The 22427-nt window shown below is 72.9% G+C and carries 22 protein-coding genes and 1 pseudogene; 16 read left to right on the forward strand and 7 right to left on the reverse strand.

The features are described 5' to 3' along the window. Nucleotides 1–68 precede the first annotated feature (68 nt). On the reverse strand, nucleotides 69–830 hold the full coding sequence (locus ET495_RS02965) for an ABC transporter permease (protein ID WP_129202476.1): 762 nt from the start codon (nucleotides 828–830) through the stop codon (nucleotides 69–71). After that, on the reverse strand, nucleotides 827–1693 hold the full coding sequence (locus ET495_RS02970; RefSeq protein ID WP_129202478.1) for an ABC transporter ATP-binding protein: 867 nt from the start codon (nucleotides 1691–1693) through the stop codon (nucleotides 827–829). Before ET495_RS02970 ends, ET495_RS02965 begins: the two co-directional genes overlap by 4 nt. A gap of 153 nt (nucleotides 1694–1846) precedes the next feature. Between ET495_RS02970 and ET495_RS02975 the strand changes: the two genes are divergently transcribed. The 8 genes and pseudogenes from ET495_RS02975 (at nucleotide 1847) to ET495_RS03010 (ending at nucleotide 8557) form a co-directional block, all read left to right on the forward strand. Then, a complete protein-coding gene (locus ET495_RS02975; RefSeq protein WP_245993278.1) occupies nucleotides 1847–2602 on the forward strand; it encodes a helix-turn-helix transcriptional regulator in 756 nt (251 codons plus the stop codon). Beyond that, nucleotides 2599–4026, forward strand: coding sequence for a Fe-S cluster assembly protein SufB (gene sufB / locus ET495_RS02980; protein ID WP_129202482.1), 1428 nt, complete (start codon nucleotides 2599–2601; stop codon nucleotides 4024–4026). Before ET495_RS02975 ends, sufB begins: the two co-directional genes overlap by 4 nt. Before the next feature lies 1 nt (nucleotide 4027). Then, complete coding sequence (gene sufD / locus ET495_RS02985; protein ID WP_129202484.1) at nucleotides 4028–5260, forward strand: Fe-S cluster assembly protein SufD; 1233 nt, start codon at nucleotides 4028–4030, stop codon at nucleotides 5258–5260. Nucleotides 5261–5267: 7 nt separating this feature from the next. After that, a pseudogene (locus ET495_RS02990) lies at nucleotides 5268–5608 on the forward strand (non-heme iron oxygenase ferredoxin subunit). Between the two features lie 24 nt (nucleotides 5609–5632). Next, entirely contained in the window at nucleotides 5633–6400 is a 768-nt protein-coding gene (gene sufC, locus ET495_RS02995) for a Fe-S cluster assembly ATPase SufC (RefSeq protein ID WP_129202487.1), read from the forward strand. 9 nt (nucleotides 6401–6409) lie between these two features. Next, nucleotides 6410–7720 carry a cysteine desulfurase gene (locus tag ET495_RS03000; RefSeq protein ID WP_129202490.1) on the forward strand — a complete coding sequence of 437 codons (1311 nt, stop codon included), beginning with the start codon at nucleotides 6410–6412 and terminating at the stop codon, nucleotides 7718–7720. 10 nt (nucleotides 7721–7730) lie between these two features. Next, nucleotides 7731–8210 (forward strand): Fe-S cluster assembly sulfur transfer protein SufU, encoded by a 480-nt coding sequence (gene sufU / locus ET495_RS03005; protein WP_129202491.1) that lies wholly within the window; start codon nucleotides 7731–7733, stop codon nucleotides 8208–8210. 11 nt (nucleotides 8211–8221) lie between these two features. Continuing rightward, the gene (locus tag ET495_RS03010; protein WP_129202492.1) at nucleotides 8222–8557 is read left to right on the forward strand and encodes a metal-sulfur cluster assembly factor; all 336 of its coding nucleotides are present in this window, start codon (nucleotides 8222–8224) and stop codon (nucleotides 8555–8557) included. A 593-nt stretch (nucleotides 8558–9150) separates the two neighbouring features. On the opposite strand, the gene ET495_RS03015 is transcribed toward ET495_RS03010, so the two are convergent. Then, on the reverse strand, nucleotides 9151–9339 hold the full coding sequence (locus ET495_RS03015; RefSeq protein ID WP_129202493.1) for a hypothetical protein: 189 nt from the start codon (nucleotides 9337–9339) through the stop codon (nucleotides 9151–9153). Nucleotides 9340–9849: 510 nt separating this feature from the next. On the opposite strand from ET495_RS03015, the gene ET495_RS03020 reads away from it, so the two are divergent. From ET495_RS03020 to ET495_RS03050, 7 genes are all read left to right on the forward strand, one after another. Continuing rightward, nucleotides 9850–10293 carry a hypothetical protein gene (locus ET495_RS03020; protein ID WP_245993279.1) on the forward strand — a complete coding sequence of 148 codons (444 nt, stop codon included), beginning with the start codon at nucleotides 9850–9852 and terminating at the stop codon, nucleotides 10291–10293. Beyond that, a complete protein-coding gene (locus tag ET495_RS03025) occupies nucleotides 10286–11110 on the forward strand; it encodes a zeta toxin family protein (protein WP_162616343.1) in 825 nt (274 codons plus the stop codon). The genes ET495_RS03020 and ET495_RS03025 overlap by 8 nt, the downstream gene beginning before the upstream one ends. A 298-nt stretch (nucleotides 11111–11408) precedes the next feature. Next, nucleotides 11409–11666, forward strand: a complete 258-nt coding sequence (locus ET495_RS03030; protein ID WP_129202496.1) for an antitoxin — start codon at nucleotides 11409–11411, stop codon at nucleotides 11664–11666. Continuing rightward, nucleotides 11663–12016, forward strand: coding sequence for a type II toxin-antitoxin system PemK/MazF family toxin (locus ET495_RS03035; RefSeq protein ID WP_129202498.1), 354 nt, complete (start codon nucleotides 11663–11665; stop codon nucleotides 12014–12016). Before ET495_RS03030 ends, ET495_RS03035 begins: the two co-directional genes overlap by 4 nt. Nucleotides 12017–12567: 551 nt before the next feature. Then, on the forward strand, nucleotides 12568–13389 hold the full coding sequence (locus ET495_RS03040) for an ABC transporter ATP-binding protein (RefSeq protein ID WP_129202500.1): 822 nt from the start codon (nucleotides 12568–12570) through the stop codon (nucleotides 13387–13389). A 77-nt stretch (nucleotides 13390–13466) separates the two neighbouring features. Next, a complete protein-coding gene (locus tag ET495_RS03045) occupies nucleotides 13467–14486 on the forward strand; it encodes an ABC transporter substrate-binding protein (protein ID WP_129202502.1) in 1020 nt (339 codons plus the stop codon). A gap of 4 nt (nucleotides 14487–14490) precedes the next feature. Beyond that, nucleotides 14491–16614: an iron ABC transporter permease gene (locus ET495_RS03050; RefSeq protein WP_129202504.1), complete on the forward strand. Its 2124-nt coding sequence runs from the start codon at nucleotides 14491–14493 to the stop codon at nucleotides 16612–16614. Nucleotides 16615–16767: 153 nt separating this feature from the next. On the opposite strand, the gene ET495_RS03055 is transcribed toward ET495_RS03050, so the two are convergent. From ET495_RS03055 to ET495_RS18420, 4 genes are all read right to left on the reverse strand, one after another. Further along, entirely contained in the window at nucleotides 16768–17601 is an 834-nt protein-coding gene (locus tag ET495_RS03055; protein WP_245993280.1) for an MBL fold metallo-hydrolase, read from the reverse strand. 160 nt (nucleotides 17602–17761) lie between these two features. Next, nucleotides 17762–18586, reverse strand: a complete 825-nt coding sequence (locus ET495_RS03060; RefSeq protein WP_129202506.1) for an alpha/beta fold hydrolase — start codon at nucleotides 18584–18586, stop codon at nucleotides 17762–17764. Between the two features lie 96 nt (nucleotides 18587–18682). Further along, on the reverse strand, nucleotides 18683–19930 hold the full coding sequence (locus ET495_RS18415; protein ID WP_245993281.1) for a helix-turn-helix transcriptional regulator: 1248 nt from the start codon (nucleotides 19928–19930) through the stop codon (nucleotides 18683–18685). Continuing rightward, nucleotides 19927–21435, reverse strand: coding sequence for an AAA family ATPase (locus tag ET495_RS18420; RefSeq protein ID WP_245993282.1), 1509 nt, complete (start codon nucleotides 21433–21435; stop codon nucleotides 19927–19929). Before ET495_RS18420 ends, ET495_RS18415 begins: the two co-directional genes overlap by 4 nt. Before the next feature lie 108 nt (nucleotides 21436–21543). Here ET495_RS18420 and ET495_RS03070 point away from each other — a divergent pair, with 108 nt between their 5' ends. Beyond that, entirely contained in the window at nucleotides 21544–22386 is an 843-nt protein-coding gene (locus ET495_RS03070) for an alpha/beta fold hydrolase (protein WP_129202508.1), read from the forward strand. The last annotated feature ends 41 nt before the right edge of the window (nucleotides 22387–22427 follow it).

Raw genomic sequence — 22427 nt, forward strand, 5'->3', positions numbered from 1 at the left:
GCGCGACGAGCCGGGTCCGGGACGTGCGGATGTGAGATTGCCCGCTCGCCGCGGCCGGACCGGACCGGTCACTGCCACCGGAACAGCCGCGCGGCGCTCCACCCGAACGCGGCGGTCCAGGCGGTGAGCACCACGATCGAGGCCACCGGCACGCCGCCGCCGAGCAGCGCGCCGCGCATGGCCTCGCCCAGCGCACCCGAGGGCAGCAGCGCGGCGACGTGTGCGAGGGGGCCGGGCATGCGGTCGGGCGGGACGAGCACGCCGCCTCCGGCGATGAGCAGCACGAGCACGAGGTTGGCGACGGCGAGCACGCCCTCGGCGCGCAGGACGCCCGCGATGAGCAGTGCGAGCGCCGTGAACGCGGCCGTGCCCAGCAGCCCGGCGCCGACGGCGGCCGCGACGCCCGCGGTGTGCGGGTGCCAGCCGAGGGCGAGCGCCACGGCCGTGATGACGACCGCCTGGACGACCTCGACGGCGAGGACGCCGAGCACCTTGCCGGCGAGCAGGCCGCCGCGGCCGAGCGGCGTCGTGGCCAGCAGCCGCAGCACGCCGTTGCGCCGGTCGAACGCCGTGGCGATCGCCTGGGAGGTGAACGCCGTCGACATCACGGCGACCGCGATGACGCCCGGCGTGGCGAAGTCCACGCGGGTGGCGCCCGCGGTGTCGAGCTCGAAGATCGACGTGCGCACGAGCCCCACGAGCAGGAACAGCGGCAGAGCGATCGTCACGAGGAGCTGCTCGCCGTTGCGCAGGATGGTGCGCGTCTCGAATCCGGCCTGGGCGGCGACGCGGCGCCAGGCGGGTGCCGCGACGGCAGGAGCGTGGGTCATCGCAGGTGCCTCCCGGTGAGGTCGAGGAACACGTCCTCGAGCGTGCGGCGCCCGACGCTCACGCTCGGGTCGACGACGCCGCGCCCGGTGAGCCAGTCCGTCAGCACGGCGATGTCGAGGCCCGCGGGTGCGGCGAACCGGACGGTCACCTCGGTGTCCCCGCCGCCGTCGCGGGCCAGCAGCTCGGGCACGGTGCCCGAGGCGATGACCTTGCCGTGGTCGACGACGTGGACGACGTCGGCCAGCGCCTCGGCCTCGTCCATGAGGTGGGTGGTGAGCACGACGGCGACGCCGTCGGCCCGCAGCTCGCGCACCAGGTCCCACACGGCGTGCCTCGACTGCGGGTCCATGCCCGCGCTGGGCTCGTCGAGGAACACCAGGTCGGGCCGGCCGACGACGGCGCACGCGAGCGCGAGCCGCTGCCGCTGCCCGCCCGACAGCCGCCGCACGGCGGTGCGCGAGAACGAGGCGATGCCGAGCCGTTCGACGAGCTCGCCGACGTCACGCGGGGCCGTGTACATCGCGGCCACGTGCCGCAGCACCTCGAGCGCGCGCGCACCGCTGGGCAGGCCGCCGTCCTGCAGCATGACGCCGACGCGCGGGCGCAGCGCGGCCGCGTGGGCGCGCGGGTCGCGGCCCAGGACGCGCACGGTGCCGGCGTCGGGCGTGCGCAGGCCCTCGCAGCACTCGATGGTGGTGGTCTTGCCGGCACCGTTGGGGCCGAGGACGGCCGTGACCTCGCCGGCGCGTGCGGTCAGTGCGAGCCCGTCGACGACGGCGCGGCCGGCGTAGCGCTTGACGAGCCCGTCCACCTCCAGGGCGGCGCCGGGCGCGCGCGGGAGCGGTGCGGAGGGGGAGGGCACGTGGTGATCGTACGGGTCCGGCCGGGTGCGGCGGTCTCGAAGTGAGGTAACCCTTGCTTGACACGGTGGATTACGCAACAGGTATGTTCCGTATATCGCGTGCGGCGCTCGGCCGTGTGCGGATCCGACGACAGACGCCAGGGGGTGAGGACTGTGAGCACACCTGCCCACGCCGACCCCGACGGCGTTCCCCTGGAGGCCGCCGACGACTCGGCCGAGTCGACGCGCCGGCGGGTCCTGGAGCTCGTCGCGAGCGACGGCCCCGTCACGGCCGCGGACCTGGCCACGTGCCTGGGCCTCACGGCCGCCGGCGTGCGGCGCCACCTCGCCCAGCTCGAGGACGACGGCACCATCACCGTGCACGCCGCCCCCGGCGTCGCACCCGTGCGGCGCGGGCGGCCGGCGCGCGCCTACGTCGTGACCACGGTCGGTCAGGCCGAGCTGCACGACGCCTACTCCGACCTCGCCGTCCAGGCGCTGCGGCACCTGCGCGCCGTGGGCGGGGACGCCGCCGTCACGGTCTTCGCGGCCCACCGGTACGACGACCTCGTCGAACGCGTCGGGCCACGGCTCGCGTCCACCGACCCTGCTGAGCGGGCGGGCCAGCTCGCCGCGGCGCTCTCCGAAGAGGGCTACGCGGCCTCCGTGCGACCCGTCGCGGGCGCCACGCTCGTGCCGATCGCCCAGCTGTGCCAGGGCCACTGCCCCGTGCAGCACGTCGCCGAGGAGTTCCCGGAGCTGTGCGAGGCGGAGGCCCGCGCGTTCTCCGAGCTGCTGGGCACCCACGTCCAGCGCCTGGCCACCATCGCGGGCGGCGCCCACGCCTGCGTCACGAACCTCCCCCTGGGCACCGCCCATCACGCCACTCTGGGCGTCGCCCAGCACGCACCCGCGGAAGGAACACGATGACTGCACCCACGGAGCAGCGCACCGATGAGGAGATCATTGCCTCCATCGGCTCCTACGAGTACGGCTGGCACGACTCCGACGCGGCCGGCTCGACCGCGCAGCGCGGCCTGAACGAGGACGTCGTGCGCAACATCTCGGCGCTGAAGAACGAGCCCGAGTGGATGCTCAACCAGCGCCTGCGCGCGCTGCGCCTGTTCGGCAAGAAGCCCATGCCGAACTGGGGTGCCGACCTGACCGGCATCAACTTCGACAACATCAAGTACTTCGTGCGCTCGACCGAGAAGCAGGCCACCTCGTGGGAGGAGCTGCCCGAGGACATCCGCGCGACCTACGACCGGCTCGGCATCCCCGAGGCCGAGAAGCAGCGCCTGGTGGCCGGCGTCGCCGCGCAGTACGAGTCCGAGGTCGTCTACCACCAGATCCGCGAGGACCTGGAGGCGCAGGGCGTCATCTTCGTCGACACCGACACCGGCCTGCGCGACTACCCGGAGATCTTCCAGGAGTACTTCGGCACCGTCATCCCCGCCGGCGACAACAAGTTCGCGGCGCTCAACTCCGCGGTGTGGTCGGGCGGCTCGTTCGTCTACGTCCCGCCGGGCGTGCACGTCGAGATCCCGCTCCAGGCGTACTTCCGGATCAACACCGAGAACATGGGCCAGTTCGAGCGGACGCTGATCATCGCCGACGAGGGCTCCTACGTGCACTACGTCGAGGGCTGCACCGCGCCGATCTACTCCAGCGACTCGCTGCACTCCGCCGTCGTCGAGATCATCGTCAAGAAGAACGCGCGGGTGCGGTACACGACCATCCAGAACTGGTCGAACAACGTCTACAACCTCGTGACCAAGCGGGCCACCGCGGCCGAGGGCGCCACCATGGAATGGGTCGACGGCAACATCGGCTCCAAGGTGACGATGAAGTACCCCGCGATCTACCTGCTGGGCGAGCACGCCCGCGGCGAGACCCTGTCGATCGCGTTCGCGGGCGAGGGCCAGCACCAGGACGCCGGCGCCAAGATGGTGCACGCGGCCCCGCGCACGTCGTCGTCCATCGTGAGCAAGTCCGTGGCGCGCGGCGGCGGGCGCACCTCCTACCGCGGGCTCGTCCAGGTGCTCGAAGGCGCCGCGCACTCGGCGTCCAACGTGCTGTGCGACGCGCTGCTGGTCGACCAGATCTCGCGCTCCGACACCTACCCCTACGTGGACGTCCGCGAGGACGACGTGTCGATGGGTCACGAGGCCACCGTGTCCCGCGTCAGCGAGGACCAGCTGTTCTACCTGATGTCCCGAGGCATGCCCGAGACGGAGGCCATGGCCATGATCGTGCGCGGGTTCGTCGAGCCCATCGCGCGCGAGCTGCCCATGGAGTACGCGCTCGAGCTCAACCGCCTCATCGAGCTGCAGATGGAAGGGTCCGTCGGCTGACATGACCAGCACCACCGAGATCACCACCGACCACACGCGGGCGAAGGCCGACGGCGCGCACTCCCACTCCTTCGGGCAGGGCGTCGTACCCGCCGGGTCACGCGCGGAACGGCTCACCTCCTTCGACCTCGCCGACATCCCCGTGCCCACGGGCCGCGAGGAGGAGTGGCGGTTCACCCCCGTCGCCCGCCTCCAGCCGCTGTTCGCGGCCGAGCTCGGCGACGCCGGGGTGACCGTGACCGTCACGCCCGCCCCCGAGGTCAAGGTCGAGACCGTCGGCCGCGACGACGCCCGGCTCGGCACCGCGGGCAAGCCCGGCGACCGCACCGCAGTCACCGCGTGGAACGCGTTCACCGACGCCACCGTCGTGACCATCCCCGCCGAGACCGTGGCGTCCGACGTCACCGCCGTGCGCGTCACGGGCGTGTCGGCCCAGGCGAGCGCCGCGCACCTGCTCGTGCACGCCGAACGGTTCAGCCAGGCCGTCGTCGTGATCGACCACGTCGGGGACGCGCTGCTCACCGAGACCGTCGAGATCGTCGTCGACGAGGGCGCGCACCTGACCGTCGTCTCCGTCCAGGACTGGGCCGACGGGGCCGTGCACGCCTCCTCGCACCGCTCCGTCGTCGGGCGCGACGCACGCCTCAAGCACGTCGTGGTCACCTTCGGCGGCGACGTCGTACGGCTCACCCCCGACGCGTCGTTCGCCGGCGAGGGCGGCGAGGTCGAGATGGTCGGCCTGTACTTCGCCGACACCGACCAGCACCAGGAGCACCGCCTGTTCGTCGACCACGGACAGCCGCGCTGCCGCAGCCGCGTCACCTACAAGGGCGCCCTCCAGGGCGCCGGCGCACACGCCGTGTGGGTCGGCGACGTCCTCATCCAGCACCACGCCGAGGGCACCGACACCTACGAGCTCAACCGCAACCTCGTCCTGACCGACGGTGCCCGCGCCGACTCGGTGCCCAACCTCGAGATCGAGACGGGCGAGATCGAGGGCGCCGGGCACGCGTCGGCAACCGGCCGGTTCGACGACGAACAGCTCTTCTACCTGCAGTCGCGCGGCATCCCCGAGGCCGACGCCCGGCGCCTGGTGGTGCGCGGCTTCTTCGCCGAGCTCATCGACCAGATCGGCGTGCCCGCCGTGCAGGAGCGCCTGCTCGCCTCGATCGAGGCCGAGCTCGAGAAGTCCATGAGCGTCATCACCGGGGTCGCCCCCGCCGACGCGGAGTGACCACGCCGTGACCCTTCAGTACGCCTGCGGCGTCGCCGACCTCGCCCCGAGGAGGCCATGCTCGTCGAGCTCGACGGGCTCGACGGCGCGGCCGTGCCCGTCGCCGTCGTGCGCGACGGCGACGGCGGCTACCACGCGCTGAGCGACATCTGCTCGCACGGGGCGGTCTCGCTGTCCGACGGCGAGGTCACCGGCTGCCTCGTCGAGTGCTGGCTCCACGGCTCGCAGTTCGACCTGCGCACCGGCAAACCCGTCCAGCTCCCCGCGATCAAACCCGTGCCCGTGTACCCCGTGACGATCGACGGCGAGAACGTCCTGGTCGACGTCGACGCCCCCGTCACCTTCTGATCTTCGAACGAACCTGGAGTAGATATGGCCACCCTGGAGATCCGCGACCTGCACGTCTCCGTCGAGACCAAGGAGGGCGCCAAGCCCATCCTGCGCGGCGTCGACCTGACCATCGGCAGCGGCGAGACCCACGCCATCATGGGCCCCAACGGCTCCGGCAAGTCCACGCTCGCCTCGGCGCTCGCGGGCCACCCGAAGTACGCGGTCACCTCCGGCACCGTCACACTCGACGGCGACGACGTGCTCGCGATGTCGGTCGACGAGCGCGCCCGCGCCGGCCTCTTCCTCGCCATGCAGTACCCCGTCGAGGTGCCGGGCGTGTCGGTCGCGAACTTCCTGCGCACCGCCAAGACCGCCATCGACGGCACCGCCCCGGCCCTGCGCACGTGGGGCAAGGAGGTGCGCGGCGCCATGGAGAACCTGCGCATCGACCCGACGTTCGCCGAGCGCTCGGTCAACGAGGGCTTCTCCGGAGGCGAGAAGAAGCGCCACGAGATCCTCCAGCTGGAGCTGTTCAAGCCGCGCTTCGCGATCCTCGACGAGACCGACTCGGGCCTCGACGTCGACGCCCTGCGCGTCGTGTCCGAGGGCGTGAACCGGGCGCTGGCCGCGACCGACGTCGGCGTGCTGCTCATCACGCACTACACGCGCATCCTGCGCTACATCAAGCCCGACTTCGTCCACGTGTTCGTCGACGGGCGCATCGCCGAGGAAGGCGGCCCCGAGCTGGCCGAGCGCCTCGAGAACGAGGGCTACGACCGATTCGTCGGCACCGGCGCCACGATGGCGTGAGGACCTGACATGACCGTGACTGACACCGTGCTCCCGGGCGCCGCGGGCGCCCCCGCAGCCGTCGACTGGGCCGCCGTCCGGGCCGACTTCCCCCTGCTCGGGCGCACGGTGCGGGGCGGTCGACCACTCGTCTACCTCGACTCGGGCGCGACCTCGCAGAAGCCGAACGTCGTGCTCGAGGCCGAGGTCGACTTCTACGAGCGCCGCAACGCCGCCGTCCACCGCGGCGCGCACCAGCTCGCCGAGGAGGCCACCGAGGCGTTCGAGTCCGCGCGTGCCGCCGTCGCGTCGTTCGTCGGCGCCGACGACGACGAGATCGTGTGGACCTCCGGCGCGACCGCGGCCCTCAACCTGATCGCGTACGCGTTCTCGAACGCGACCCTCGGGCGCGGCGCACCCGAGTCGAGCCGGTTCGTGCTCAGGCCCGGCGACGAGATCGTCGTGACCGAAGCCGAGCACCACGCCAACCTCGTGCCATGGCAGGAGCTGTGCGCGCGCACCGGGGCGGTCCTGCGCTGGTTCGGCGTGGGGGAGGACGGTCGGCTCGACCTCACCGACGTCGCCTCGGTCATCGGGGAACGCACCCGGATCGTCGCGTTCGGGCACGTCTCGAACGTCACCGGAGCCGTGGCCCCCGTCGCCACGCTCGTCGCCGCCGCGCGCGCCGTGGGCGCCTACACGGTGCTCGACGCCTGCCAGTCCGTGCCGCACCTGCCTGTCGACCTGCACGCGCTCGACGTCGACTTCGCGGCCTTCAGCGGGCACAAGATGCTCGGACCCACCGGCGTCGGCGCCCTCTACGGGCGGCGCGAGCTGCTCGCCGCCATGCCGCCCTTCCAGACCGGCGGGTCGATGGTCGAGGTCGTCACCATGCAGACCACGACCTACGCGCCGCCACCCCAGCGGTTCGAGGCCGGCACGCAGATGGTCGCCCAGGCCATCGGCATGGGGGTCGCCGCACAGTGGCTCGGCGAGCTCGGGATGCCCGCCGTCGCCGCACACGAGCAGACCCTCGCGGCCGAGCTCCTCCAGATCGCGACCATCCCCGGCGTCCGCGTCATCGGGCCCCTCGACACCACCGACCGGCTCGCCGTCGTCAGCTTCGTCGTCGACGGCGTCCACGCCCACGACGTCGGACAGGTGCTCGACGACCAGGGCATCGCCGTGCGCGTCGGCCACCACTGCGCCCAGCCGCTGCACCGCCGGTTCGGCATCGCCGCGACCGCGCGCGCCTCCGCGTCGGTCTACACGACGCTCGACGAGGTCAGGGCGTTCCGGGAAGCACTGGCCGGGGTCCGCGCGTTCTTCGGAGCGGAGTGAACGGAGCATCATGAGCGCGCTCGAACAGCTGTACCAGCAGGTCATCCTCGACCACGCCAAGCACCCGCACGGACGAGGGCTTCAGCCCGCCCGGCCCGACGGGCTCGTGGGGGAGTCCCACCAGGTCAACCCGACCTGCGGTGACGAAGTGACCCTCCGCGTCGCCGTGGCGACGCGGGCAGGAGCGCCCGTCGTCGACACCGTGTCCTGGGAAGGGCAAGGGTGCTCCATCTCGCAGGCGTCCATCTCCGTGATGACCGAGCTCGTCAGCGGGCAGACCGTCGACGACGTCGAACGGCTCGACAAGCTGTTCCACGACCTCATGGCCTCCCGCGGCAAAGGACTCGCCTCCGAGGACGACGAAGACCTGCTCGGGGACGCGACAGCCTTCACCGGCACCTCGCAGTTCCCCGCCCGCATCAAGTGCGCGCTGCTCGGCTGGGCCGCGCTCAAGGACTCGCTGGCGCGCAGCGGCGCGCTGGCCCAGTGAAGGATGACCACATGACAGATTCGACGGTGTCGCCCGGAGCGACCACGGTGGCCGACGTCGAGGAGGCCCTGCGCGACGTCATCGACCCCGAGCTCGGAATCAACGTCGTCGACCTCGGACTCGTGTACGGAGTCCAGATCGACCAGAACAACGTGGCCACCATCGACATGACCCTCACCTCGGCCGCCTGCCCGCTGACCGACGTGATCGAGGACCAGTCGGCGGCCGCACTCGAAGGGCTCGTGGCGGACTTCCGGGTCAACTGGGTCTGGATGCCGCCGTGGGGGCCGGAGAAGATCACCGAGGAGGGGCGGGAGCAGCTGCGGATGTTGGGGTTCAACGTCTAGGCGGAGCAACTTCTGCACCGCTGGACTTGAGGCCGTTGGCACGCTGGAAGACCCACCGTGGCCCCATGGCCGGCCGGGCGGCCACGTGGACGCAGGTCAGCGACCGAGCCGCCACTAGCGTGAAGCAAGTGACGCGGCGACAGACGGCCGCCACGGTCCATCTCGGGAGGCAGTCGGGTCGCAAGGTGGCAGCGTTTCCAAAGGTCACACGGCATGGAGGGTCATGCGCGAGTACTCGGCAGGGCTCGAGGCGCTATCTGCGCGCCTAGCGGGCGGTCCGGCCTTCCTGATCAGTGGAGCGCGGCCGGATAGGCCCTCCTCGACCGTCGTCGACAAGGGGTCGGTTCCTCGGTGAGCCGACCCCTTCTCTGGCTGCGTCTCTGGCGTTTACCGATCGGTCCAGCTGCGACGGGGCGGTTGTGCGTGGTCAGTCCCGAGGCTAGCCTCGCACTGGCCGAACCGGATCCGCGCTTGCAGCGACGACACCAGCGGTTCACCCACCCGCCCCGGGCGGTCTCGTGGCGGTGAAAGCGTGCGTCGACGGCGAGGGCGCGAGCAGTTCGCGGGAGGTCTCGGCGTCCATGGCGCACTGCTCAGGTCATGGGCGGGCCGTCGAGACCCGAGTTCCCGAGTCTGGGTGTTCGCCGTGGAAGACCTCCGCCGTCGACGGTCGGCGAGTCCAGGGTGTGCGGCGCCTTGACCTCGTTGTGGATCGCGAGGACGCCCCTGCCGGCGACGTACTCGGCCTGCTCGTATGCGATGCCGTCGTGTCGTGCGGCCATAGCGATGTGCCCGAGCGCCGCACGCAGCTCTTGGCATACTTGCCCGGGCTTCCGGTCACGGTGAGGATCGGGTCGCCGGTGGGTCGGTGGAGCGCTCCGACCTGGCCGAGCATGTGCTCGGGGTTCCTGGCGAAGTACGTGTTGATCGGGATGCGGACGCCGTCGACGGGGACGTGCACGGCGTCGACGAAGTCCCGCGTTCGCGAGGGCGTGGTCTCGGGCCGACGGGCGAACAGGAGGATGTCGGTTCTCGGTTCGGGAAGGTGGGGGTCACTGGGTCGGCGTAGCAGAGGTGGCTCCAGGGGCCGGCTCCAGGCGATGGCTTCGCGGGGCGCTCGACTTGGGCGGCCAGACTGGTGGGGTGCGCGCGGCAAGCGCCAGCCAGCCGAGCACGGGCCGAGACGTCGACGGCGTTGACACTGCGCAAGGGAACAGGTGCACGCCGTCATGTGCGTGGGCGAGTGGACTCCCGATGGCGGGTTGATTCATGATGAATCACACCGTAGCCTGGTGGCCGAGGAGGACGCCATGTCTGCTGTGACTGTTGCCGCCCACGAGCCGAGCCTCAGGCTGTCCTATGCCCGGGCTCGTCTGGCTGAGATCGACCGGATGCGGCAGGTGTACCTGGCGTCGCTGGACGGGGTGCCGCAGCGAGACATCGCTGCGGCGGTGCACCTGTCTCAGGCCAGCGTGCACCGGTTGATCGTCCGGGCACGCGCGTTGGGTATGCCGCGTGAGTCGGTCGAGGAGGTCGTCCTCCAGCGGTTCGTCGGGGGCATCTCGACCGTGCAGATGCTCGAGCGCCTGGCCTCGATCGAGTCGTGGGTGCCGCGCGTGGTCGACCCGGTCGATGGTGTCCTGCCCGGCGACTCCCAGGCCGACCTGGAAGAACTGTGCGAGGACGGGCTGATCAGCGAGGATGAGGTCAACCAGGTTCTTGACGAGCATGAGTGACCTGCGCGGGAGCACGCACGCTGCGGCGTGCGTCGCTGTCCGCGGCGGGGCCCCGTTGGACTCGCTGCTGACCCGCGGGGAGCAGCGGCGCCTGGTGCGCGAGGCTCGCGACTGGTACCTGAATGTCCATGCCGGGAACGTCACGCGCCAGGGCACCTGTGTGGTCGCCACGGCTGGGCCGCCAGGGGCGGGCAAGTCCTCGGTCCTGCCCGCCGCGGTCCCGGATCTGGGTTCCCGGTTGGTGATCGACCCGGACACGGTCAAGGACTACCTCGCCCGCTGGTGCACCGAGCACGGCGCGTACTACGACGACCTGCTGGCCACGGTCCTGCCCGACGGCGGCACCCTGCGTCCCCTGGAGTTGTCACCGCTGCTGCAGACCATGTCTACCGAGGTGGCGAACGCGGTGCGCCGCGACGCCCTCGCCCAGCGCATGGACATCGTGGTCGAGGCCACCATGGCATCACCCGCGTACGGCGAGCGGCTCCTGCTGTCCCTCGCGAAGGCCGACTACCGGGCGTTGCTCATCGTGTCCGTCGAGACCGACCAGCAGACCGCGCATGCCCGCGCCGTCGAGCGGTGGTGGACGGGCCGCCAGGCCGAACCTGAGCTCGGCGGACGCCTGGTCCTGCCCGAGACCATCGACGCCGCCTACCCCGGCACCAGGTCGGCCAGCGCCTGCCGCACCAACGCCCGCAACCTCACCGAGACGATTCGTGCCGGCGGGAGCGCAATCGAGCACGTCACCATCGCCGAGTACGACGACGGCGCACTCGCCCGACTCGACGCCGACCCGCCACGCGCACTCGACGCCTGACACCCCTGGTGTTGAGCGCCGCGTTGGACATCACCACCGGGCAGGTCGCCGCGGCGCTCAAGCGTCGCCGCCGCTGCCGGGAGTTCCTCGCCGTCATCAAGCAGATCTCTCTCGCCTACCCGACCGGCAGTTGCACCCGGCGATGGACAACTGCGCCTCGCACAAGCCTCCCAGGGTCAAGGCGCGTGTCTGGCGGCCAACCCCGTGGATCGTCGTCCACGTCACCTCGTACTTCGGAGTCGCGCCGATCTGACCGCTCCGGGTAGGACCTTCGCTGAAGCGAAGTAGGATCGTTGGTATGACCGTTGGTGCGAGGGACCGTGGGACCGTCAAGCTCAGTGCAAGCCTGCCGGCCGCAGACGTGGCGTACCTGGAGCGCTACGCAAGGCGCCACCGGCTGCCCTCGCGATCGGCCACACTGCACGCCGCGGTGCAGGCCCTTCGCGAACGCGAGCTCGAAGCGCAGTACGCGGAGGCGTATCGCGAGTGGGAGGAGTCCGGAGAGGCGGCGGTGTGGGACGTGGCGGTTGCCGACGGGATCGAGCCGGTCGCATGAGGCGTGGCGAGGTCTGGGCGGTCGAGCTTGACCCTGCGCGAGGCTCGGAGGCATCCAAGACAAGGCGGTGCGTGATCGTCTCTCGCGACGCGAGCAACAAGGCCGTCGAGACGCACGGGAGGGGTGTCGTCACGGTGGTTCCGTTGACGTCGTCCGTTGCTCGAGTTCTTCCCTTCCAGGCGCTCGTCCCTGCGGAGCCAGGAAACGGACTCGACCACGACTCGAAGGCTCAGGCCGAACAGGTCCGCTCCGTGGATGTGTCGCGGCTGGTGGCCCGCGTCGGGACGCTTCGCTCCGAGCATGTGGGTGCGGTGGACGACGCGCTGATCACTCACCTGGGCCTGGACTGATCGCACCGAGGCCCGCGGCCCCGCTGCACAGCAGGCAGACCGGAAGGCCGGCGCCGAGCGCAACCGCGACGAGCCGGAGTGCACCGCCGTTCCGAGGGAACGCCGAGCCGGCGGCCGCGACGGCCGCGACGACCGAGGCGACGGCCAGGCTCAGCGCGGTAGTGACCGGCCCGATCCACGACGCGTGCGCGGCGACGCGAAGGGGGACGGGTGGTGCGGCGGTGTGGAGGGGGCCGCGGGCTGGGTCCCGTCGTCATCGTGGCCGACGTCGGACAGGTTCGGCGCCGCCCGGCCAGCGCGTCACCGGAACCTTCACCGGCCCGCTGGGGTCGCTGCACGGATCGGTGACAACCGACGTGGCCTGCCGAGGCGGGCTGAAGGGACCCAAAGCCGCACCCGCAGAGTCCCGCGCCTCGGGGTCCCTGCCGTCCGTTTCGCTGCGGATTCTTGCCAACCTACCTGGCGGGTCCTATAGGTTAGGCGTGCCTTACCTCACTTGAGGGAAGGCTTCGTTTTGCGACCCCTGACGTCGCCACCGACAAGGAGCACCCGTGACGGCCACGACCGCCCTGCGAGGCGAGAACCTGGTGCTCGGCTACCAGCGCACCACGGTCGTGCACGGCGTCGCCGTGTCGCTCAGAGCCGGGTACGTCACCGCGCTGGTCGGCCCCAACGGGTCCGGGAAGTCGACAGTGCTGCGCTCGCTCGCCCGCCTGCATCACCTGGACGACGGCGAGGTCCGGCTCGACGCCGGCGGCGCGGTCGCCGTCGACGTCGCCGCGCTCTCCGCGCGGGACTTCGCCCGGCGCGTGACGTTGCTCGCCCAGTCTCGCCCGCACCCGTCCGGGCTCGAGGTGCGCGACGTCGTCGGGTTCGGGCGGCACCCGCACCGGCGCCGCTTCGCGGGCCTGACCGGCGCGGACGTCGCCGCGATCGACCGCGCGATGGCGATCACCGGCATCGACGCGATGGCGCGGCGCGGAGTCGACCAGCTCTCAGGCGGCGAGCTCCAGCGCGTCTGGCTGGCGACCTGCCTCGCGCAGGAGACGGGCGTCGTGCTGCTCGACGAGCCGACCAACCACCTCGACCTGCGCTACCAGGTCGAGACGCTCGACCTGATGCGCGACATGGCCGAGGTGCACGGCACCGCCGTCGGCGTCGTCCTGCACGACCTCGACCACGCGGCATCGGTCGCCGACGACGTCGTGCTGCTGCACCACGGACGGGTGCTCGCCGCCGGGGAGCCCGCCGAGGTGCTGACCAGCGAGCACCTGTCGCACGCCTACGGCCTTCCCATCGACGTCACCACCGACCCCGGCACGGGCCGCGTCCGCGTGCACCCGCGCGGTCGCCACCACGGCCGGACCCGCTGAACCCTCCGATCCCCGCGTGCGGCCGCTGGTCCGCGCGCTCCGCCACGACACATCGTCACGACCGTTCGAGGAAACCCATGTCTTTGCGCACGACCGCGTCCCTGGTGGGCGCTGCCCTTCTGCTGCCCCTGGCACTGTCAGCCTGCGGTACCACCGACCCCGGAGCGGCCGCGGCCGCGCCCACCGCGGCCGCGAGCGGCGAGTGCGCCGGCGTCGCCACGTCCACCGGCCCCGTCACTCTGACGGACTCGTTCGGCCGCACCGTCGAGCTCGACAAGCCGGCCGCGCGGGTCGCCGTGCTGGAGTGGCAGCAGGTCGAGGACGTGCTCACGCTGTGCGTCGCCCCCGTCGCGGTCGCCGACGTCGCCGGCTACACGACGTGGAACGGCGCCGAGACGCTGCCCGAGGGCGTGACCGACGTCGGCACCCGTGGTGAGCCCAACCTCGACACGCTCTACGCCGCCGAGCCCGACCTCGTCATCGTCGAGGCGTACACGCCCGACGACGAGATCATCGCGACGCTCGAGGCGTACGACGTGCCCGTCCTGGCGACCAAGGGCGCCGACGCCGCCGACCCCGTCGCGAACATGCTCGCGACGTTCGACCTGATCGCCCAGGCGACCGGCCGGGAGGAACGTGCCGCGACCGTCGTCGACGAGTTCGAGACGCACCTCGCCGACGCGAAGCAGCAGATCGCCGACGCCGCCCCCGAGCGCACGGACTTCGTCTACTTCGACGGGTGGATCGACGGCGGCAACGTGGCGCTGCGCCCCTTCGGCCAGGGGTCGCTCGTGGGCGAGCTCGGCGAGGCGCTGGGCCTGACGAACGCGTGGACAGGCGAGGTCGACCCGGCCTACGGGCTGGGGCAGTCGGACATCGAAGGCATGTCCGCCGTCGGAGACGCGACCTTCCTGTACACCGGGACGCAGGACGACGAGGACTGGACCGCCGGGCTGACGAAGAACGCGGTCTGGGCCAACCTGCCTGCCGTCGTCGACGGCCGCACCCACGCGTTCCCCGCGCACACCTGGACCTTCGGCGGGCCGCGGTCGTCCGAGAAGGTCATCGACGCCTACGTCGACGTCTTCACGAAGTGACGTGATGACGGCCACCACGTCCCGCACGGACGCACCGCCGCTCGCGGAAGGGCTCGCGAGATCGACCCGGCCCGCCGTCTGGGCCACGGGGGCGGCCGCGGTGCTCGCGCTCGCCCTCGCCGTCGTCCTGGTCGGTGCCTGGCACCTCACCCAGGGCACGTCGGACGTCGGGGTGCGGGAGCTGCTCGGTCTGCTGACCGGCGGCGGCGACGTGGCCGTCCGCGACATCCTCGTCGGCTCACGCCTGCCGCGCCTCGCGGCGGGCGTGGCCGTCGGGTTCGCGCTCGGCGTCGCGGGGGCGCTCTTCCAGTCCGTGTCACGCAACCCCCTCGCGTCGCCCGACACCCTCGCCGTCACAGGCGGCTCCTACCTGGCGGTCGTGATCGTGGCCGCGTTCGGCCTCTCCGTGCCGTTCTGGGCGTCAGGAGCCGTCGCGTTCGCCGGGGGGATCGCCGCGGCCGCGCTCGTGCTCGGTCTCGCCGGTGGGGCCGGTGCCGGCGGCAGCAGGCTGGTCCTGGCCGGCGCCGCCGTCGCCATGGCGCTCCAGGCCGCCGTCTCCGCCCTGCTGATCCTGTTCGAGACGGAGACGACCGGGCTGTTCGCCTGGGGCAGCGGGTCGCTGAGCCAGCTCGACCTCACGGCGTTCTGGCGCGCGCTGCCCGTCGTCGTCGCGGCCACGGCCGGGGGGATGCTGCTCGCACGCCGCCTCGACGTCCTCGGGCTCGGTGACGACACCGCCCGGGCCCTGGGCGTTCCCGTGCGGGGCACCCGTGCCGGCGCCGTCGTGCTGGCGGTCCTGCTGACGGCGGCGGCGGTCACGCTCGCAGGGCCGATCGGGTTCGTCGGGCTCGCCGCACCCGTCGTCGCACGCCTGCTGGCGCGCGTCCTGCCCGCGCTGAACCGGCACGTGCTGCTTCTCCCGGCGGCGGGCCTGCTCGGCTCGTTCGTCGTCGTGCTCGCCGACGCCGCGGTGCGCGCCCTCCTGGGAGCGGACGCGGCGCTCGCCGTGCCCACCGGCGTGGCGACGACGGTGATCGGCGCGCTGATCATGGTGCTGCTCGCCCGCCGTCTGCGCGACGCCGGGCCGACGAGGCGGCCGCCGGCGGCCGTCGGCGGGCCGCGGGGCACGCGACGCTTCGTCGTCGTGCTCACCGGCGCGGCCCTGCTCGCAGGGGCCGTCGTCGTGGCCGGGCTGCTCGCCGGGTCGACGTGGCTGCGCACGGGAGACATCGCCCTGTGGATGCAGGGCGAGGGTCCTGCCGTCGTCCGGTTCGCCCTCGACGAGCGGGCTCCGCGCGTCGCGGCCGCCGTGGTCGCCGGGGCCGCGCTCGCACTCTCGGGAACGATGGTGCAGGCCACCGCCCGCAACCCGCTGGCGGAGCCCGGCATCCTCGGCATCACCGGCGGCGCCGGCCTCGGCGCCGTGGTGGCCGTGACCGCGGTCGCGGGCACCGCCTGGGGCAACGGGGTCGCGGCCAGCGCCGGCGCCACGCTCGTCGCGGCCGTCGCCGGAGGTCTGGGCGCGTTCGTGCTGGTCTTCCTGCTCGCGTGGCGCTCCGGCCTCCTCGCCGACCGGCTCGTGCTCGTCGGCATCGGCCTGTGGAACCTGACCGCCGCAGTGTCGGCGTTCCTCCTGCTGCGCGCGGACCCGTGGAACACCCCACGCATCTACACGTGGCTGTCCGGGACGACCTACGGACGCGACTTCCCCGAGGTGCTGCCCGTCGTCGTCCTGCTCGGCCTGGCCGTGCCCCTCGCCGCCGCGATGCCGCGCGAGCTGGACCTGCTCGCGCTCGACGACGACACGCCCCGCCTGGTCGGGATCGGGCTGGAGCGCACGCGGCTGCTCGTCCTGGCCGTCGCGGCGGCGCTCGCGGCCACGAGCGTGACCGCGGTCGGCGTCGTCGGGTTCGTCGGCCTGGTCGCACCGCACGCCGCGCGCGCCCTCGTCGGCGGACGCCACGCGCGCGTGCTGCCCGTCGCGATGCTGCTCGGCGCCGTGCTGCTCGGCCTCGCGGACCTGGCGGGCCGCACCGTGATCGCACCCGCGCAGCTCCCGGCGGGTCTTGCCGTCGCGCTGCTCGGGGCGCCGTACTTCGTGTGGCTGCTGGCGCGGTCGCGCCGCTGAGGCGGGGCCGCTACGCCGGACGGCCGGTGCGTCCACCCGGGCGCGGCCCGTCGGGCCCCGCCCGCGCACCGCGCACACGGCCGCCCGCCCAGGGCGAGCGCCCCGGTCGAGGGCCACGCCCAGCGCCCGGCCCTCCGGCGTCGTCGGCGGTGTTCACGGACCATGCAGGGCGAGGGCCGCCGCGCGCCCTCGCTCAAGCCAGGTGACGGTGGTTCCGGCGGGTAGCCGATCCGCGTGGAGGTTCTCGCGTGCCCGTTCTTCGGCTTCGGAGAAGTGCGACCACCCCTCGTAGTGGACGGGCACGACGACGCGCGGCCTCGTCGCGGCGAGGAGTCCCGCCGCGTCCGTGCTGTTCATGGAGTAGCGCAGCGGGCCGGTGAGCGGGAAACGCACCGCTCCGAGATGCAGCAGGAGGACGTCCACGTCCAGATGGCGTGCCGCCCGCCGCAGCGGCCGGTGCAGCACGGTGTCGCCGGTCATCCAGACCGCGGTCCGTGGGCTGCCGGCGAGGGAGACGGCGAACCCGATCACCGTTCCGGCAACGGGCCGGCTCAAGGGCGGCCCGTGCCTGCAGGGTGTGGCCAGGACGTGCAGGTCCGGCCGTCCGACGGCGGAGGCGGTGGTGGCCTGGCCCGGCCGCAGGCCTCGCGTGTTCGGTGCGCGCAGCCGCCGCGCGCCGGGAACGGTGGTCAGGACGGTGCCCGCGGAGGGCAGGAGGCTGCGGCCGTGGTCGTCGAGATTGTCCGCGTGGTGGTCGTGGCTGAGCAGGATCAGGTCCACCGGACCTACCTCGTCGGGCGCGACGGCCGGGCCGGTGGTCTTGGTCGAGCGGGTGCCGAGCCCGAACTCGTACGTGCGTCCGGGAGGGTCGAACGTGGGGTCGGTCAGGATGCGCCAGCCGGCGAGCTCGATCAGGACGGTGGGCCCGCCCACGTGCGTGACGCTCAGCGTGGGTGAGCCGGCCGGCGTGGGGTCGATGCCGGTCACGCGACGGAGCCCTCGGATTCGGCGCACGCCCGGTCCGAGACCGGGGTGCGGTCGGATGCGTCGCGCGAGCGTGGCGTCGGGCCGGCGACGGCGGCTGCGGTGGCCTGTCTTCGGACGTTCCGGTGCACGGTTGCGGTCCTCGGGGTGAGGGGTCGCCCGCTCAGGCGTCGACGAACGCCAGCAGGTCGGCGTGAAGGCGGTCGCGGTCGGTGTCGGGCAGGGCGTGGCTGCTGCCCTCGTAGACGGTGAGGGTCGCGCCGTCGACCAGCGCGGCCGACCGCTTGCCGCCGACGGCGAACGGCACGATCTGGTCGTCGTCGCCGTGGATGACCAAGGTCGGCACGTCGACCTTGGCCAGGTCGGGACGGAAGTCCGTGGCGGAGAACGCCGCGATGCACTCGTATGCGCCGCGGTGGCCGGCGGCCAGACCCTGGAGCCAGAACGCGTCGCGGAACCCTTGGTCGACGTCCTGGTGCCGGTTGTGGCCGAAGAACGGGCCGTCGGCAAGGTCTCGGTAGAGCTGGGACCGGTTGGCCTTCTCGCCCGCGCGGATCGTGTCGAAGACCTCGATCGGCAGGCCGTCAGGGTTGTCGTCGGTTTGCAGCATCAGGGGCGGGACCGCCGAGACGAGGACGAGCCTGGCCACGCGGGCGGTGCCGTGCCGCCCGATGTAGCGGACGATCTCGCCACCGCCGGTCGAGTGGCCGACCAGGGTCAGGTCGTGCAGGTCGAGCGTGTCGATCAGGCAGGCGAGGTCGTCGGCGTAGGTGTCCATCTCGTTGCCGCCCCACGTCTGGCTGGACTTGCCGTGCCCGCGCCGGTCGTGCGCGATGGCGCGGTGACCGTGCTCGGCGAGGAACAGCGCGGCCGCCTCCCACGCGTCGGAGTTGAGCGGCCAGCCGTGGCTGAGCAGGACGGGCGTCCCGCCGGTGCCCCAGTCCTTGTAGAAGATCTGGGCGCCGTCATCGGTGGTGACGTAGGGCATGGCGACCTCCTCGGGTCCGGTCGTGTTCTGGCCGTTCGACCTTGCCCCGCGGCGTGACGTGTCCGGACCACGTGCTCCCCGTAGTCCGTGCTGCGCCTACGGCGTGGTCGTGTGGCCTGCGGCCGACGGCGTGAGCCGGTCGGCCAGCTGCCGCCGCGAGGACACTCCGAGCTTCTGGAAGACCTTGCGCAGGTGGTAGTCGACCGTGTTCGTGCTGATGAACAGGTTCGCGGCGATCTCGGAGTTGGTGCGTCCTTGCGCGGCGAGCCGCGCGACCGTGTGCTCCTGGGTTGTCAGGTCGGAGCGTCGCGGCGCGCTCTCGACGTCACCGGCGTCTCCGAGGGCCGCCAGCTCGGCGGTGGTGCGGGCGACGAACAGGTCGGCACCGCTGCGCCGGAAGTGCCTGAGGGCGAGGTGGAGCTGTTCGCCTGCCGCGTGGCGTCGGCGCGCGCGGCGGAGCCATTCCCCGTACACGAGGTGGGACCGTGCCAGGTCCATCTCTGCCCCGGTCGTCCCGAGGGCCTCGATCGACGCCCGGTGGTGCGGCTCGGCGTCGTCCGCGCTGGTCAGCGCGAGCGCTCGTTCGGCCACGCCGCGGCACCATGCGGAGCGGTTCGCGTCGGCCAGCGACGTCAGCAGCCGCGAGACCGTGGCTGCCTCCTGCGGGTGCCGGCTGCGTGCCGCGGCCTCGACGTAGTCGGGGTACTGGACGGGTGTGGCCTGGAGGAACGGGTCGTCGACGAGCGGGCCGAGGCGGTCGAACGCGCTCTGGTAGCGGCCTTCGGCCAGGTCGCGGACCGCGAGCGACGCGGTGCCGGACGCCGCGACCCCGCCGAAACCCGTCCGGGCCGCGTCCTGTGCCATGCCCTCGACGACGTCGCAGGCGGTGCCGGTCCAGGCCAGGACCGCGACGTTGGGGACGTTCTCGCCGTCGTAGCCCATCGCTCGCCGCACCTCGCGCACCAGCTCCTCGACCCGGACGGCCCGGCGCACGGTGCCGCCCCACAGGTCCGAGAGGGCCGTGGTCCACAGGAGGCTGTCGAGCGCTTGCAGCGCGCCCGTGTCTCGCGCGGCCTTCGCCGCGTGCTCAAGTGCGGCCGAACGTCCTGCCGCGTCCCACAGGAACGTCCCGAGCGATGCGACGGCCGAACCCAGGTGCATCATCTCGGCGTCGGGCAGGGTGCGGATCGCGTCGAAGGCGGCTCGGGCCGGGGCGACGGCCTCGGCGTAGGGGAGGAGGATGATGGCTCCCAGCCCGCGCAGGATCTGCGACGTCGGGCCCCCGGCGAGGTCGGCGCCGGCGACGAGCCGGTGCCCCAGTTCGTCGCGCGTGACGCCGTTCATGAGCCGGTCCGCGACGACGCATCGCTCGAACGCGTGCAGCAGCGCGCGCTGTTCGCGCGCCGTGTCCCGCCCGCGGTGGAACTCGTCGGCCGCGTCCAGGTACGCCGCCGTGCCCCGCGCACACCGTCGGCGTCGGCCGAGAAGAGGCCGAGCGCGCTGCGCACGGTGACCGCTCGGCCTCGCGTGACGGCGTCGACTGCGGTCACGTCGATCTGGCCGACGAGCCGCTGGGCGACGTGGGCGGCCCCTGCCGCCAGGGCCGCCTCGGCCGCGCCGATCTGTCGTGAGTCACGGTCCGGCCCGGGCAGGCTGAGCTCTGCCGCGCGGGCGAGGATCGTCGCCTGCGACGCCAGACCGCCGCGCTGTGCGGCCAGGTCGGCTGCGTGTGCGAGCCGGTCGGCGACCGCTGGGTCGGTGCCCAGGACGGTCCGGGCGGCATGCCAGGCCTCCACCTCCACCAGGCCGAGAGCGTCGGCCGCGCAGGCGAGGGCGCGGTGCGCCCGCCGTCGTTCGGCCCCCGGCGCCGCGTTGTAGACGGCCGACCGCACCAGCGGGTGCCGGAACCGCACGACGGGCGCCAGTTCCACCAGGCCGGCGACCTCGGCCCGGTCGCTGCCGTCCGGGCTCAGGCCCAGGTGCTCGGCCGCCGCGGCCAGGAGGTCGACGTTGCCGGTCGAGTCGGCGGCGGCCAGCAACACCCAGGTCTGGACCTGCGGATCGGCCTGCCGCACCTGACGGATGTAGTGCGCCTCGAGATGCCGGCCGACGGGGACGGGCGCGTCGGAGAGTCCCAGGTCGGGTCGCTCGTGCACGAGCACCTCGCCGGCCAGATCGACCAGGGCCAGCGGGTTGCCGCCGGTGGCCCGGGCGATCGCAGCGGCCGCCGACGGCGCGAGCGGCGCGGCCGCGGAGCGGTTGAGAAGCCGCACCGCTGCGTCCAGGGTCAGGCCGGTCAGGACGAGCCGCGGGACACCGCCCATGCGGTCGACCACGTCGGCGTCGTCTCTGGCCGCGAGGACGACGGCGACGTGCTCGACGGCCAGGCGGCGGGCCACGAACGCCAGCACGTCCAGGCTCTCAGCGTCGATCAGGTGCGCGTCGTCGACGACGCACACCACGGGCGCGCGAGCGCCCGCCGCCGCGAGGAGCCCCAGCACCCCGAGCCCGACGAGGAACCGGTCCGGCGCCGGGCCGTCCGTCATCCCGGACGCGACCTGCACGGCCTGCCGCTGACGTTCGGGCAGCTGTGCGTGGTGCTCGTGAAGGGCGGCGGCGAGCCGCTGCACGGCGGCGAACGGCATGGCCGACTCCGACTCGTACCCGTCGAGCCGCACGAGATCGACGCCCGCGTCCCTGATCGCCTCGGCGACGAGGTACGTCTTGCCGATCCCTGGTTCGCCGAGGACCAGCAGCGCGCCCCCGCGTCCGTTGCGTGCGCCACCGACGAGCGTCGCCAGCGTGCGCAGCTCCTCGTCGCGACCCAGCACGCCGCCGGCGGTCGTCATGAGCCCACCGTAGGACGGCTCGCGCGGGACTACGCGGCGCACGTGGTCCAGTTCACCCGCCGTCGTACCGATGATCGTCGCGTCCCCACCCCGACAGGAGGCTTCCCGATGACCAGGAGAGGCATCAGCCGCCCCACCGCACTGATCGCCGCGCTCGCCGCGGCCCTGCTCGCGCTCGCACCCGCAGCCGGCTCGGCGTCGCCTGCGCGCTCGCACGGCTCGCACGGCGGGGGCACAGGCTCCCACGCGAAGCCCACCATCGTTCTCGTCCACGGGGCGTTCGCCGACTCCAGCGGCTGGGACGCCGTCGCCGCGCGCCTGATCGAACGTGGCTACCCCGTCCTGGCGTTCCCCAACCCGCTGCGCGGCCCGGTGACCGACGGGGAGTACCTGCGTCAGTTCCTCGACACCGTCTCCGGGCCCGTGGTGCTCGTCGGGCACTCCTACGGCGGCGCCGTCATCACCAACGCCGCGACCGGCGACCCCGACGTCGAAGCGCTCGTGTACGTCGCCGCCTACGCGCCGGCCGAGGGGGAGAGCGTTGCCGCCGCCAACGAGCTCGGCGGCGGTCACACCGTCGTCACCGACCACCTCGTGCTGCGCCCGTATCCTGGAGCGCCCGCGGGCGACGCGGACGCCTACATCGATCCCGCCTGGTTCCACCAGCTCTTCGCCCAGGACCTCCCGCGCGACACGGCACGCGTCATGGCCGCCAGCCAGCGCCCCGGCGCGCTGGGCGCGCTGCTCACCCCGTCCGGCGCCCCGGCCTGGGCCGACATCCCCAGCTGGTACGTCGTGGCGAAGCAGGACCGCATCATCCCGCCCGAGGCCGAGCGGGCGATGGCCAGGCGGGCCGGAGCACTCACCATCGAGGTCAAGAGCTCGCATGTCGTCATGGTGACCGAGCCCGGCACCGTCACCAAGGTCATCCTCGACGCTGCGCGCGACTGACGGCGTCGGCCGCACGCGGTCGCCACCGCCTGCGCCCGGTG

The sequence above is a fragment of the Xylanimonas allomyrinae genome, from assembly GCF_004135345.1.
GTDB classification, from domain to species: Bacteria; Actinomycetota; Actinomycetes; order Actinomycetales; family Cellulomonadaceae; genus Xylanimonas; species Xylanimonas allomyrinae.